The sequence below is a fragment of the Streptomyces omiyaensis genome, assembly GCF_014650895.1.
In the GTDB taxonomy this organism is placed as follows: Bacteria; Actinomycetota; Actinomycetes; order Streptomycetales; family Streptomycetaceae; genus Streptomyces; species Streptomyces omiyaensis.
Genome location: NZ_BMVV01000002.1, coordinates 111,556 through 124,976 on the forward strand (window position 1 = coordinate 111,556; position 13,421 = coordinate 124,976).

Annotated in this window: 13 protein-coding genes, 1 tRNA gene and 1 riboswitch; of the genes, 7 read left to right on the forward strand and 7 right to left on the reverse strand. The window is 71.8% G+C overall.

Going from position 1 to position 13,421, the window contains the following annotated elements; all coding sequences use genetic code 11:
- Positions 1 to 43 precede the first annotated feature (43 nt).
- From IE287_RS03360 to bcp, 3 genes are all read right to left on the reverse strand, one after another.
- A tRNA-Leu gene (locus tag IE287_RS03360) sits at positions 44 to 127 on the reverse strand.
- Positions 128 to 130: 3 nt separating this feature from the next.
- Entirely contained in the window at positions 131 to 1,174 is a 1,044-nt protein-coding gene (locus IE287_RS03365) for an HNH endonuclease signature motif containing protein (RefSeq protein ID WP_189847366.1), read from the reverse strand.
- A gap of 141 nt (positions 1,175 to 1,315) precedes the next feature.
- Positions 1,316 to 1,783, reverse strand: a complete 468-nt coding sequence (gene bcp, locus IE287_RS03370; protein WP_189847367.1) for a thioredoxin-dependent thiol peroxidase — start codon at positions 1,781 to 1,783, stop codon at positions 1,316 to 1,318.
- Between the two features lie 126 nt (positions 1,784 to 1,909).
- Between bcp and IE287_RS03375 the strand changes: the two genes are divergently transcribed.
- From IE287_RS03375 to IE287_RS03385, 3 genes are all read left to right on the forward strand, one after another.
- The gene (locus IE287_RS03375) at positions 1,910 to 2,227 is read left to right on the forward strand and encodes a DUF3618 domain-containing protein (protein ID WP_189847368.1); all 318 of its coding nucleotides are present in this window, start codon (positions 1,910 to 1,912) and stop codon (positions 2,225 to 2,227) included.
- A 23-nt stretch (positions 2,228 to 2,250) separates the two neighbouring features.
- Positions 2,251 to 2,586 (forward strand): GroES family chaperonin, encoded by a 336-nt coding sequence (locus tag IE287_RS03380; protein WP_189847369.1) that lies wholly within the window; start codon positions 2,251 to 2,253, stop codon positions 2,584 to 2,586.
- A 49-nt stretch (positions 2,587 to 2,635) separates the two neighbouring features.
- Positions 2,636 to 2,705: riboswitch (guanidine-III (ykkC-III) riboswitch) on the forward strand.
- 34 nt (positions 2,706 to 2,739) lie between these two features.
- Positions 2,740 to 3,060: a DMT family transporter gene (locus IE287_RS03385; protein WP_043228159.1), complete on the forward strand. Its 321-nt coding sequence runs from the start codon at positions 2,740 to 2,742 to the stop codon at positions 3,058 to 3,060.
- A gap of 96 nt (positions 3,061 to 3,156) precedes the next feature.
- On the opposite strand, the gene IE287_RS03390 is transcribed toward IE287_RS03385, so the two are convergent.
- Positions 3,157 to 5,331: a transglycosylase domain-containing protein gene (locus tag IE287_RS03390; RefSeq protein ID WP_189847370.1), complete on the reverse strand. Its 2,175-nt coding sequence runs from the start codon at positions 5,329 to 5,331 to the stop codon at positions 3,157 to 3,159.
- Between the two features lie 286 nt (positions 5,332 to 5,617).
- Between IE287_RS03390 and IE287_RS03395 the strand changes: the two genes are divergently transcribed.
- The 4 genes from IE287_RS03395 (at position 5,618) to IE287_RS03410 (ending at position 9,683) form a co-directional block, all read left to right on the forward strand.
- Positions 5,618 to 6,421 (forward strand): ABC transporter permease, encoded by an 804-nt coding sequence (locus IE287_RS03395; protein ID WP_189847737.1) that lies wholly within the window; start codon positions 5,618 to 5,620, stop codon positions 6,419 to 6,421.
- 178 nt (positions 6,422 to 6,599) lie between these two features.
- A complete protein-coding gene (locus IE287_RS03400) occupies positions 6,600 to 7,382 on the forward strand; it encodes an ABC transporter permease (RefSeq protein ID WP_189847738.1) in 783 nt (260 codons plus the stop codon).
- A 9-nt stretch (positions 7,383 to 7,391) separates the two neighbouring features.
- On the forward strand, positions 7,392 to 8,378 hold the full coding sequence (locus IE287_RS03405; protein ID WP_189847371.1) for an ABC transporter ATP-binding protein: 987 nt from the start codon (positions 7,392 to 7,394) through the stop codon (positions 8,376 to 8,378).
- Between the two features lie 36 nt (positions 8,379 to 8,414).
- Entirely contained in the window at positions 8,415 to 9,683 is a 1,269-nt protein-coding gene (locus tag IE287_RS03410) for a DUF445 domain-containing protein (protein WP_189847372.1), read from the forward strand.
- A 196-nt stretch (positions 9,684 to 9,879) separates the two neighbouring features.
- Here the strand turns inward: IE287_RS03410 and IE287_RS03415 are convergent, their stop codons facing one another.
- The 3 genes from IE287_RS03415 to IE287_RS03425 all read right to left on the reverse strand — a co-directional run bounded on the left by IE287_RS03415 (position 9,880) and on the right by IE287_RS03425 (position 13,271).
- On the reverse strand, positions 9,880 to 10,182 hold the full coding sequence (locus tag IE287_RS03415; RefSeq protein ID WP_189847373.1) for a hypothetical protein: 303 nt from the start codon (positions 10,180 to 10,182) through the stop codon (positions 9,880 to 9,882).
- A 1,156-nt stretch (positions 10,183 to 11,338) separates the two neighbouring features.
- Positions 11,339 to 11,824 (reverse strand): TrmO family methyltransferase domain-containing protein, encoded by a 486-nt coding sequence (locus IE287_RS03420; protein WP_189847374.1) that lies wholly within the window; start codon positions 11,822 to 11,824, stop codon positions 11,339 to 11,341.
- Between the two features lie 58 nt (positions 11,825 to 11,882).
- On the reverse strand, positions 11,883 to 13,271 hold the full coding sequence (locus tag IE287_RS03425) for an NsdA family TPR-like regulatory protein (RefSeq protein WP_189847375.1): 1,389 nt from the start codon (positions 13,269 to 13,271) through the stop codon (positions 11,883 to 11,885).
- Positions 13,272 to 13,421 lie beyond the last annotated feature (150 nt).

Genomic DNA, 13,421 nt, shown 5'->3' on the forward strand with positions numbered 1-13,421 from the left:
GCTCGGAGGAAACCCCGAGCGGGGCCTTCGGTGTGAAGCTCTGTGCGGCCTGAGGGATTCGAACCCTCATGGGATTGCTCCCGTCGCGCCCTAAACGCGAAGCGTATGCCAGTTCCGCCAAGGCCGCTGGTCAGCTGTCATGGTAGCGGGCGGACGGCGGCCCGGGGCGGTCGTCCTCCGACTGGCCGGGGCGCTTGCCTCTTCGGCACCATGTTTCGGTCATCGAGTGGCAGTTGGGGCAGAGGTAGCGCAGGTTCTCCCGGCGGTTGTCGAGCCAGTTCCCGTTGATGTGATCGATCTGCAGCGTGAGGGTTCCGCCCCGCCACGTGCCCTCGTTCCCGCACCCGACGCAGCGGTAGGGAACGCCGACCTCGGCGAGCGCGCGCTGGAGCCGGTCGCGGTTCTCGCGCGACGACCCCTCCGGGCGTACCCGAAAGACCGCGGCGGCGATGGCCTGGGGGGGTGCGGCGCGCACCGTGCCCCACGTCCGACGCTTGAAGTGCGCCGTGTCGATGCCCAGCTCCGCCACCCGCCGCCGTACCCGGCGGTGGTTCTGGTCGTTCACGGGAAGGCCGAGCGCACGCATCACGCCGGCGAAACCGGTGGCCTCGGCCGCTGCCGCTCGCAGCTGCTGCTCCGGGATGGTGATCTGCCGGTGGGTGAAGTGGGCGAGGTCGATCGCCCGCTCCTGGAGCATGTGCCTGAGGGCGGCGCGGGACCTGCCGTCCTCGCCCACGCCCAGCAGGCGGGCCATCTCTCTCACGCTGCGCGTGGACGCCGCGGCGGCCCGCGGCTCGTCGTCGGTGAACGGCAGGTCCGTGGTCGAACGGTTCAGGCCGGGAAGGTGGCTCACGTCGATCCCCGCCGCGGCGATGCGCCGCCGGATGTGCGAGAGCGTTCCGGTCGCCGGCGGGGCCCCGAGCTTCCGTGCGACCTCGCGCAGGGTCGTCGACGAGGCGACCGCGTCGGCGATGGCGCTGTCCGTGTACTTGCGCCAAGGGCTGCGCTGCTTGAAGTGGCTGGTGTCGATCCCGTATGCCGTGCCCTTCGACTGCAGCGTACGACGCCGTCCCCCGCTCTCCTCGAATCCCAGCCGGCGCATCAGGTCGGCCCATCCCGCCGACTCCGCCACCACGGCGCTGAGCCGGTCCTTCGTGTACGGGCTCGTCGTCATCGGGCCGGATCCCTCCCCTGTGCGGATCTCGTACGGATCAACGAGCCGACCATCGGACGGTTGCGCCGATCGGGGGCGGAGCGCGGACGGGCCCGCGCCCTCGTCGTGAGGGGGCGGGCCCGTCGGGCGGCGTCGGGGCGGTCAGATGCCCAGGTCGCGGATGATCTTGGCGACGTGGCCCGTGGCCTTGACGTTGTAGAAGGCGTGCTCGACCTTGCCCTCCCCGTCGACGACGACCGTGGAGCGGATGACGCCCGTGACGACCTTGCCGTAGAGCTTCTTCTCGCCGAAGGCGCCGTACGCCTCCAGGGTCTCCTTGGAGGGGTCGCCGACCAGGGTGACCTTCAGGTTCTCCTTCTCGCGGAACTTCGCGAGCTTCTCCGGCTTGTCGGGGGAGACGCCGATGACGTCGTAGCCGGCGGCGGCCAGGACGTCGAGGTTGTCGGTGAAGTCGCACGCCTGCTTGGTGCAGCCCGGGGTGAGGGCGGCGGGGTAGAAGTAGACGATGACCTTGCGGCCCTTGTGGTCCGCGAGGGAGACCTCGTTGCCGTCCGCGTCGGGCAGGGTGAAGGCGGGGGCGGTGTCGCCGGGCTGCAGTCGCTCGCTCATGGCTTGCTCTCCTCGGGAATGTTCGCGTACGCGATGAGAGCCTAATGGGGGTCGGGGACAGCCTCCCGGCCACGGAACTGACAGACTGTCCATCAACGACCGGATCACGACTACGGAGGCAGCGCGGTGTCGGACGCCAGGACCCCTGCGCAGATCGAGGCGGACATCGTCCGCCGGCGCGACCAGCTCGCCGTCACGCTCGACGAGATCGGCATTCGGATGCATCCGAAGACGATCGTCGGCGACGCGAAGGCACGGGTCGCCTCGACCGTCGACGAGACCGCCGGGCGGGCGTTCGTCGCCGTCAACCGGGTCGTCTCCGACGTGAAGGCACGTTTCACCCACGAGGACGGCGCCCCGCGCCTGGAGCGCGTGGTCCCGGCGGCCCTGGTGGTCGTCGCGGTCGCCGGGCTGCTGTTGTCCTCCCGGCGGCACAGGGACTGAGCCCGGCCGGGTAGGTTCGTCCCGTGAGCGAGAACACCCACGACAAGCTGCCCATCCGGATGCTCCACGACCGGGTCCTGGTCCGCACCGACACCCCGGAGGGGGAGCGGCGCTCCGGCGGCGGGATCCTGATCCCGGCGACGGCCGCGGTCGGCCGGCGTCTGGCCTGGGCCGAGGTGGTCGCGGTCGGGCAGAACGTCCGGACCGTCGAGATCGGCGACCGGGTGCTGTACGACCCCGAGGACCGGGCCGAGGTGGAGGTGCGCGGCGTCGCCTACGTGCTGATGCGGGAGCGGGATCTGCACGCCGTGGCCGCGGACCGCTTCCAGAGCGCGGACTCGACCGGCCTCTACCTGTAGCGGCGCACCCGCCCCAAGGCCCTGGTGACCGGTGTCACCAGGGTTTTTGCCTGTTCTTTGCTAGGCTGGGGAGACCCCGACGAGACGCGCCGTACCGGGTAGTGAAAAGACGACGCACCCCTTGTTGTCCCGTCTCGCGGAGGTGTCGTCGTCATGGCCTGGGTTCTTCTGATCGTCGCGGGTCTGCTGGAAGTCGGCTGGTCCATCGGGATGAAGTACACCGAGGGCTTCACCCGCCTGTGGCCCAGCGTCTTCACCGGCGCCGGGATCGTCGCCTCGATGCTGCTGCTGTCGCAGGCCGCCAAGACCCTCCCCATCGGTACCGCCTACGGCGTCTGGGTCGGCATCGGCGCGGCCGGTGCGGCGGTGCTCGGCATGGTGGTGCTGGGCGAGCCGGCGACCGCCGCCCGGATCTTCTTCGTCTGTCTGCTGCTGGTGGCCGTGGTGGGCCTGAAGGCGACCTCCGGGCACTGAAGGCGACCTCCGGGCGCTGACGGCGACCTCCGGGTGCCTCCGGGCGGTCCCGCCGGTACCCGGAAGGCCCCGACGGCCCCGGCGGCCCCGCCGGCGTCAGTCCCGGCGCGGCGCGCGCTTCCCCGGGCGGGCGGGCTTCGCCTCCGGGCCCGCCTCGCCCGTCCCGTACCAGTCCTGCTCGCTTTCCCTCTCCCCGTCCGTGTCGTCCGGGACCGGCGGCACCTCGGGGAGCTCGGCGCCCGGCATCAGGTGGAGGTCGAAGTCGCGCACGGGGGCGTTCCCGAGGGCCTCGCGGGTGAAGCGGGCCCAGATCTCGGCGGGCGGGCCGCCGCCGTTGACCCGGGGGAGGCCGAGCGCCCCGTACAGGGGCTCGTGCGCGCCGCTCTCCGGGTCCTGGCCCATCAGGGCGACGACGGTGGCGAGTTCGGGGGTGTAGCCGGCGAACCAGGCCGCCTTGTCGTCCTCGGCCGTGCCGGTCTTGCCGGCCGCCGGGCGTCCGGCGCCGAGCGCCGCCGTGCCCGTGCCGGACGCGACGACGCTCCGCAGCACGGCGGTGGTGGTGTCGGCGGCCTCCCGCCCCACCACCTGCCGCGGCTCGCCCGAGGGCAGCGGCAGCGGTTCCCCGTCGCGGGTGACGGCGGCGACCAGGGTGTGCTCGCCGCGCCGGCCGTGGGCGGCGAGCGTGGCGTACGCCTGGGCCATGTCGAGGACGCTGGCGGTGGCCGGGCCGAGCGCGATCGAGGGGGAGGCGGTGAGGTCGGGCGTGGCGGCCGGCAGGCCGAGCGCGACGGCGGTGCGGCGCACGTGCGCGGGGCCGACGTCGACGGCCATCTGGGCGTAGACGGCGTTCACGGAGAGGTCGGTGGCGGTGCCGACGGGGATCTCGCCGTAGCTCTCGCCGTCCTCGTTGGCGGGGTCGTACGGGGCGCCGGGCCAGCCCTCGACGGGGCGCCGGTCGGTGCCGTCGTACAGCGTGTACGGGGTGATCGGCTCGCCGTACTGGGTGCGTGCGCCGCTCTGCACGGCGGCGGTGAGGACGAAGGGCTTGAAGGTGGAGCCGACCTGGTAGTCGCGGCGGGTGGCGTTGTTGACGTACTGCTCGGTGTAGTCGATGCCGCCGTAGAGGGCGACGACGCGGCCGGTGGCGGGTTCGACGGCGACGGCGCCGGCCCGTACGTACCGGTCGGCGGGGTTCGCGGCCGGGTCGAGGCGGTGGGTGACGCGGTCCTCGACGGCCCGGACGAGCGCGGCCTGCCGGGCGGGGTCGATGGTGGTGACGATCCGGAAGCCGCCCCCGGCGAGGGTCTTCTCGTCGAGGATCCCGCGGGAGGCGAGGTGCTCCTCGACGGCCTGCACGAGGTAGCCGCGCTGGCCGGAGAGGCCGGTGGCGGCGCGGGCGGCCTGCGGGTCGGGGAAGCGGAGGGCGGCGCGCTCGCGGGGGGTGAGCCAGCCCTCGCCGACCATGCCGTCGAGGACGTATCCCCAGCGGGCGAGGACGGCGGGGCGGTTCTCGGGGCGGGTGGTGACGTCGTAGGCGCTGGGGGCCTTGAGGAGGGCGGCGAGGTAGGCGCCCTCGGCGGGGCCGAGGCGCTCGACGTCCTTGCCGTAGTAGGCGTGGGCGGCGGCCTGGACGCCGTAGGCGTTGCGGCCGAAGTAGCTGGTGTTGAGGTAGCCCTGGAGGATCTCGTCCTTCGTCTTCTCGCGCTCCAGCTTGATCGCGATGAAGAACTCCTTGGCCTTGCGGGTGAGGGTCTGCTCCTGCCCCAGGTAGTAGTTCTTGACGTACTGCTGGGTGATGGTCGAGCCGGACTGGCGGCCCTTCCCGGTGACGGTGTTCCAGGCGGCGCGGACCATGGCCTTGGGGTCGACGGCGCGCGAGGTGTGGAAGTCGCGGTCCTCGGCGGCGAGCACGGCCCGCCGGACGGCGAGCGGGACCCGTTCGAGGCGGACGTTCTCGCGGTTGACCTCGCCGTCGCGGGCGAGGACGGTGCCGTCGCGGTAGAGGTACAGGTTGGACTGGGCGACGGCGGCGGCGTTGGCGGCGGGGATGTCCACCAGGAGGTAGCCGGCGGCGAAGGCCCCGGCGAGCACCACCCCGCCGAGCAGGAACAGCGCGAGGGCGGCGCGCAGCAGGCGGCGGGGGAGCGGGGCCCGGCGCCGGGTGCCGGCGCGGGGTGCGGGGAGGGTGGGGTCCCTCGGTTCCCAGCCCGGGTCCGCGCCCGGGTCCGGGGACGGCGCGGCGGGGGAGGAGGAGCGCAAGGAAGGGGACATGGCATCACATAGTGCACACAAAGCGGGCAAAACTCCCGAAGGCGGCGGGTGGCCGCCGGGAAATCGGCCGGGAAATCCGCTCGCGGTGGTGTGTCCGGGCCACTAGGGTCGTGCGCTTCGCCCGTTTTCCCACCTCTCCGCACGGTGCCGCGCGCCGTTCCGCGCGTCCCCGCGTCCGCGCGCCCTCGCCGTCCTCCCTTCCCCCCACCCTCTGCTCCCCCCAACCCCCTTGCTTTCCCCACCCCCCACCCTCCCCTTTCCGCATCCCCCGAAGGGAAGCTTCATGCTGCGGCTGTACGCGACCGTGGCCGCGGGGGGCTTCCGGCGGCACGCCACCTACCGGGTGGCCACGCTGGCAGGCCTCTTCACCAACACGGTCTTCGGCTTCGTCTTCTCGTACACCTACATCGCCCTGTGGGCCGAACGCCCCCAGCTCGGCGGCTACTCCATGGCCGACGCCCTCGCCTACGTCTGGATCGGGCAGGCCCTCATCACCGTCTGCGGCCTCATGGGCGGCGGTTTCGAGGACGAACTGATGGAACGCATCAGGACCGGCGACATCGCCGTCGACCTCTACCGCCCCGCAGACCTCCAGGCCTGGTGGTGCGCGGCCAACGCGGGCCGCTCCGCCTACCAGTTGCTCGGCCGCGGCGCCGTCCCCCTCCTGATCGGCGCGCTCGCCTTCGGATTCACCCTTCCGGACGATCCCGCGGCCTGGACCGCCTTCCTGCTCGCGGTCGTCCTCGGCTCCTTCGTCTCCTTCGCGCTCTGGTACCTCGTCGCGATGAGCGCCTTCTGGCTCCTCGACGGCCAGGGCGTCGTCCAGGTCGCCTGGCTGACCGGCCTCTTCTTCTCCGGGATGCTGCTCCCGCTGAACGTCTTCCCCGGCGCCCTCGGCGAGATCGCCCGGGCGCTCCCGTGGGCCGCCCTGCTCCAGGTCCCGGCCGACGTCTACCTCGGCCGGTACGACGGCGGCGGGGGTCTCGCCCGCGCGTACGGCTTCCAGCTCGGCTGGCTCGCGCTGCTGCTGGCGGCGGGGCGCGCCGCCCAGGCCGCGGCGACGCGGAAGGTGGTGGTGCAGGGTGGCTGAGCCGACCGCGTACCGGACGGACGGCGACCCGGACGCGTGCCGGGCGGACGACGCCCCGGGTCCGTACCCGGCGGGGGACGGCGCCGGCGGGTGCCGGGCGGGCGACGAGGCCGGCGGGTACCGGGCGGACGACGGCCCCGGCGGGTACCGGGCGGGCGGCGGGCTGCGCGCGTACCGGATGGTCGCCGCCATGTGGATCCGCTCCACGATGGCCTACCGCGCCTCCTTCGCCCTCACCCTCGTCACGTCCTTCTGCGTCACCTTCTTCGACTTCGTCGTCATCCTGCTGATGTTCGGGCAGGTCCGGGGGCTCGGCGGCTTCTCCTTCGCCGAGGTCGCCTTCCTGTACGGCACCACCGGCACCGCCTTCGGGATCGCCGACCTGACGATGGGCTCGCTCCAGCGGATGGGGCGCCGGATCCGGGACGGCTCGCTCGACGTGTTCCTGCTGCGGCCGGCGCCGCTGCTCGCGCAGGTCGCGGCGGACAAGTTCGCGGTCCGCCGGCTCGGCCGCGTGCTCCAGGGGCTGCTGGTGCTGGTGTGGAGCCTGGTGCTGCTGCGCGGCGAGGTGGCGTGGAGCTGGGGCAAGGTCCTGATGGTGCCCGGGATGGTGGCCTGCGGCGCGGTGATCTTCATGGCGGTGATGGTGCTGGGCGCGTCGGCGCTCTTCTGGCTCCAGGACGCGGCGGAGGTCACCAACTCCTTCACGTACGGCGGGAACACGCTGCTCCAGTACCCGCCGACGGTCTTCGCGCAGGACCTGGTGAAGGGCGTCGTCTACGTCGTCCCGCTCGCCTTCGTGAACTGGCTGCCGGCCCTGTACGTCCTCGGCCGCCCCGCCCCGGCAGGGGTGCCGTCCTGGGCGGCCTTCGCCGCCCCGCCCGTCGCCCTGGTCTGCTGCGGGGCCGCCGCCCTGGCGTGGCGGGCGGGCGTCCGTTCGTACCGATCGACAGGAAGCTGAGGTCCCGCCGTGGGAGTACCGCTGATCGAACTCGACCGCCTGGAGAAGACCTTCACCGTCCGCCGCAGGGCGGGCCTGCTGCGCAGGGAACGGCGGGAGGTCCGGGCCGTCGACGGCATCTCCTTCACCGTCGACCGGGGGGAGATGGTCGGCTACATCGGCCCGAACGGCGCCGGGAAGTCCACCACCATCAAGATGCTCACCGGCATCCTCACCCCCAGCGGCGGCCGCCTGCGCGTCGCCGGCATCGACCCCGCCCGGGAACGGACCCGCCTCGCCCGCCGCATCGGCGTGGTCTTCGGCCAGCGCACCACCCTCTGGTGGGACCTGCCGCTGCGGGACTCGTACCGGCTGACCCACCGCATGTACCGGATCCCCGACGACCGCTACCGGGAGAACCTCGCCCGCTGCGTCGACCTGCTCGACCTCGGCGACCTCCTCGACGTGCCGGTGCGCCAGCTCTCCCTCGGGCAGCGGATGCGCGGCGACATCGCGGCCGCCCTCCTCCACGACCCCGAGGTGCTGTACCTGGACGAGCCGACGATCGGCCTCGACGTCGTCTCGAAGTCCCGGGTCCGCGCCTTCCTCCGCGAGCTCAACGCGGAGCGCGGCACGACCGTCCTCCTCACCACCCACGACCTCACCGACATCGAACAGCTCTGCTCGCGCGTGATGGTCATCGACCACGGGCGGCTGATGTACGACGGCGACCTCGCCGGCCTGCACGAGGCGGGCGACGGCGAACGGATGCTCGTCGTGGACCTGGCGCGCGAGCTCCCGCCGATCGACTCCGTCCCCGGCGCCCGCTTCGTCCGGGCGGACGGGCCGCGCCAGTACCTGGCCTTCCCGGCCTCCGCGTCGGCGGCTCCCCTGGTCGCGGCGGTGGCGGCGGAGTACCCGCTCGTCGACCTCTCGGTGCGGGAACCGGACATCGAGTCCGTGATCGCGAAGATGTACGGGGGAACTCGTGAGGGGCGCCGGGAGTCCCTGAGGTAGGCGCCCGGTGCAGTCGGGCAGGGAGGTCGGGCCGAGATGGTGAGTTTCTCGTACACGGCGGCGGACGAGGAGAAGAGCAGAGGCGTCCGCAGGATGAAGGCCCTGGCGACGGGGCTCCTCGCGCTGGTCGCGGTGGTGTACGCCCTCGCGACCTGGGCGGAGAACTCCGGCGCGGGCGCCTGGGCGGGGTACGTGGCCGCGGCGGCCGAGGCCGGCATGGTCGGCGCGCTGGCGGACTGGTTCGCCGTGACGGCCCTCTTCCGGCACCCGCTCGGCCTCCCCATCCCGCACACGGCGATCATCCCGACCAAGAAGGACCAGCTGGGCGCCTCGCTCGGCTCCTTCGTCGGCGAGAACTTCCTCTCCGCCGACGTCGTGCGGGGCCGGCTGCGGGCCCTCGGCGTGGCGCGGCGCGTGGGCGCCTGGCTGGCCGAGCCGGCCCACGCGGACCGGGTGACGGAGGAGGCGGCGACGGCCCTGCGGGGCGCCCTCACGGTGCTGCGCGACGCGGACGTGCAGGCGGTCGTCGGCGAGGCGATCACCCGCAGGGCGGAGCAGGCCGAGATCGCGCCGGGCCTGGGCAAGACCCTGGACCGGATGGTCACGGAGGGCGCCCACCGCCGGGCCGTGGACCTGGTCTGCGTCCGGGCCCACGACTGGCTCGTCACCCACGGCGACTCGGTGATGGACGCGGTGCAGGGCGGCGCCCCCGGCTGGACGCCGCGCTTCGTGGACCGCAAGGTCGGCGAGCGCGTCTACAAGGAGCTGCTGCGCTTCGTCACGGAGATGCGCGACATGCCGACGCACCCGGCGCGCGGCGCCATCGACCGCTTCCTCGCGGACTACGCGGCGGACCTCCAGTCCGACACGGACACCCGCGTCCGCGTCGAACGCCTCAAGTCCGACCTGCTGGCCCGCCCCGAGGTCCAGGACGTCATCGCCTCCGCCTGGGGCTCCGTCCGCGCCCTCATCATCGCCGCGGCCGAGGACGACCAGAGCCAGCTCCGCCTCCGCGCCCGGGCCTCCCTGATCTCCCTGGGCAAGCGCCTCGCGTCGGACGCCCGCCTCCAGGAGAAGGTCGACGGCTGGCTCGAATCGGCCACCACCTACCTCGTCACCACCTACCGCACCGAGATCACCTCGCTGATCACGGACACGGTCGCGGGCTGGGACGCCGACCAGACCTCCAAGAAGATCGAGGCCAACATCGGCCGCGACCTCCAGTTCATCCGCATCAACGGCACGGTGGTCGGCGCCCTGGCGGGCCTGGCCATCCACACGGTCAGCCACGCCCTGGGCGGCTGACCGCGCCGGGCCGGGACGGAACCGGCACCCAGGCCTTGCCGCGGGTGACGGTCAGGAGGCCGGCGCCCTCCTACGCGCGCTCGCGGGTGAGGGCCGGGAGGCCGGCGCCCGCCGCCGCGCGCTCGCGGGTGAGGATCGGGAGGCCGGCGCCCTCCTACGCGCGCTCGCGGGTGAGGGCCGGGAGGCCGGCGCCCTCCTACGCGCGCTCGCGGGTGACGGCCCAGGAGGCGGCTCCCACGGCCCCGGCCGCGGTGAAGACCGCCGGCCAGGCGCCGATCTTCCTGGCCAGCGGGTGCGACCCCCCGAAGGCCGCCACGTACGCGGCGGAAAGCCCCACGGCCGCCTTGGCCCCGCCCACCCGCTGCCACTCCCGGGCCGCCACCCCACCGGCCACGGCGAGCACGACCCCACCCAGCGGCCGCTTCTTCGTCCACCGCGCGACGGCGTAACCCCCGACGAGCCCGGCGGCGGCTATGGCGGAGGAGGGGATGTGGGGCATGACGGGGCCTTTCGGTCGACGAGACGGATCGTCCTCCGAGCGTACGACGAATGAATTCCGTCCCTATGTGAGGTCACGGTTCACGCACGCACCGGGGACAGAGGGTCTCGTCACTCAGAGGTCGGAACAACATCGGCTGGACGTGGTCACCGGAGCACTCGCGTGCGCCCGTGAGCCGCGCGGACAATCGGGGCCCGCGCAGCGGAGCGGCGGGGTCGGGCGGGGGCAGAGGACCGGATGAGTGGCGGGGAGCCACCTCGCGCAGCAGATAGCGCACGAGCCCCCCGGGCCGTCGCACCGGCGTACCAGCGCCGGGCAGGCCTCGCAGGATGTGGGCGTGCAGGTCGGCGGAGGTATGTCCAGCGGCAAGCCAGTGCGTGGCGAGCTGGGTGAGTTCTTCGCACATACCGGGAGGGATGTACCTGAGCGCTGGGGAAAGGAGTGGTAGCGCCCGGATGAGCGCGCTCGCCTCCTCCCGCACTGGGCTGTTTCCTGGCTCCTCTCGTGGCGCGTCGGTCGTTGTCGGACGGCTGGAGGTCTTTTCGCCGGGTTCTTTCTTTGGATGACCGCCGGTGGGCGGGCGTACCGGCGTACCGGCGGCCGGAACACCGGCGGTCTGATTCCGGGGATTCGGTGCGACCTGCGGAACCATCCGTTCGGCGCAGGCAGGGAGCGAAGTACGGGTGAGAATCTTGACGGCTTCGTCGGCGGTCAGGGGAGAGCCGGAGACGAGCTGTTGGGTGACCCAGCGTCCACCGGCGCCCTGAACACGTCGCTCGTGTACGAAGCCCTCGTCCCGGAGCTGTCGTTTGGCCCGCGTGAATGCGCATGACCCGATCCGGGCCCGTTCGGCGGTCCGGGAGAGAGACTCCTGAACGCCACGAGGAAGGGAGAGTTGCCAGGTCAGAAGTCGTACAGCGTCCGAACTGAGGCGCGGATGACGGATGATGTCGTGCGAGAACCGCGTGAAGGCGCGCGAAGGCGCGTTAAAGTGCCGGTAGATCACGGGTGGACCTTGATTCCACTAGTGGTTCAGGCCCCCGCCTATGGCTGCGAACCATCGACGGGGGCCGTTTTTCGTGAACGTACCGGACGTTCGGCGCTAGGACAGGCGTCCCAAGGAGAGACCACCCGTGTGAGTGACGATCCACTCGTCTCAGCGCTCGGAAGCGTCCCGCCAGTAGTCGGTGAGCATCTCGCCCGGCCACGCCGGCTGCTGGACGGGCCCACGCGGCAGCATCTCCCGGAACACCGCGACGAGGTCGATGATCTGAGTCCCGTGATCGGCATCCAGGTCACTGACGTGCAGGTCGAGTCCGTCGACCTTGAGGAGCCGGGGGAACGAGGTCGCGAGGCGAGCCGGGCGTCGGTGGTTGTGGTGGACGAACGTACCGGTCGCCGGCCAGGCGGGATTGTCCCGGGGGCTGCGGGCATGGAGAGCGACGTCGTCTGGAGATCCGAGGTTGAAAAACCAGGTGACCTGGAGGTGCGAGAACTCCTCGATCCCTTGAAGCGTTTCCACGGGGTACTCCGGCCGCAAACGAATGATCGAATCCATTCCACCCTTGTAGTCGTCGAGTCGCCCGCTGTGCCCTCCGACGACATCAGCGATGATCGGCACCTGGATGAACTGTGCAGGCACAGTTGCCCTTCTTCCTCATCGGCGGCACCACTTGTGGGGTGCGGCGGCCTCGACGCCGTCAGATTACTCGTCGAAGCGCGACCCGGGCCCGCTCGTCCACCTCAGAGACAGAGCGGATTCCACGGTTGCGGAAGGGGGACAGGGTCGTCCGCATGGTCACGACCGCTTCCCGTGCCCTGCCGGACTGAACGCCGTCCATGGCGTCCAGGGCTCGGGACCAGGTCCGGCATGCCTCATCGATATCGCCCTGCCCAGCCTGGACCGTTCCCATGTAGCCGAGCGTGACAGCGTGGGTTCGGCTGAAGGAGTCCGTCCTACGGAGCCGAACGCTGGCACGGAAGTGGCGCAGGGCACCACTGAGATCACCGAGGACCCACAGCGTACGGGCGGTCTCGTGTGCGAGGGAGGCCTCCTGGAAGAACCAGACGCGTTGAGGCTCTCCGTCTCCCGCCGTGGCCTGGCTGAGGTCGGCTTCGGCCTGGTGAATCGCGGCGATGGCGTGGCCCTTCTGGCCGTCCACGGCTAGTGCCCGCGCTCGTACGATGCCGATCAAGGATCGTTCACGTGGGGTGGCGAGGTCGTACCTCTTGCGCTCGACGGAGGCGGTGGCGAGGTCCAACGCGGCCCTGGTGTGTCCAAGGTCTATGGCCTGATGGGCCATCGCGCGCAGGATGTGACCGGCAAGGGGAGCGTCGTCGGCCTCCGCCGCGAGTTTCAGCGCGAGGGTGAAGTAGCGTCGCGCGAGCTCGTGCTGGGAGGCGTCGAAGCTCATCCAGCCGACCACGTACACCGCCTCGGCCGCTGCCGAGTAAAGGGAGCGGCGGGAGTCCTCGCCGCTGAAGACTCCGCTGACGTAACGGGCGACGTCGTCGATGATGTACTGGTAGAGGGCGGTGCGACCGTCTACACCACCGTGTCGCTGATCGCGGCGGGCGAAGAAGTCGGTCATCTCGCGAACGGCCCGCACTTCGCGCTCGCCGACTTCACGGTTCGGACCGACCGCTCGGGAGCGCGCCCGCTGGGGTGCTTCCTCCCACCACGGATCCCCGGGCAGGGCCAGTCCGCCGACGGAGTAGACGGCGGCGCCGGTGAGGAGTCGGCGGCGATTCTGATCCATGCTGTTTCTCCTCAGGTCGACCAGAGTCGTCAGCGTGTCGGTTTCCCACTCCGACCCGGTGACCGTATCCGAGGCGCTTGCCGCGAGGCCGATGCTCGCGAGCGTGAGGGGCCGGCCCAACCGACGGGACAGGGTTTCGCGCAGGACATCGGCCGCCCGGCCCCGAGGACGGGTTCCAGCAACCCACATGGCGATGTGTGAGCGCTTGACGTTGAGGAGTTCGTCGACCCCGGACTCCGCCGCGACACGTACCACCGCGGCGGCCACGACGGGCTGCGACCAGCCCGTCTCCGCGATCACCGCGGCTAGATCGTCGTTTCTGCGCGCCATGCTGCGCCCCTGTTCACAAGAGAACAACCTTTGACGGGTTTGACGGCATCGAGGCCTCGGCAGAGATGCCCACCCATCGCGAATCACGGTTCGCTGGGGGAACACGAAACCACTAATCAGCGATGAGGGGAGGGCGACTGGTGACTTTCA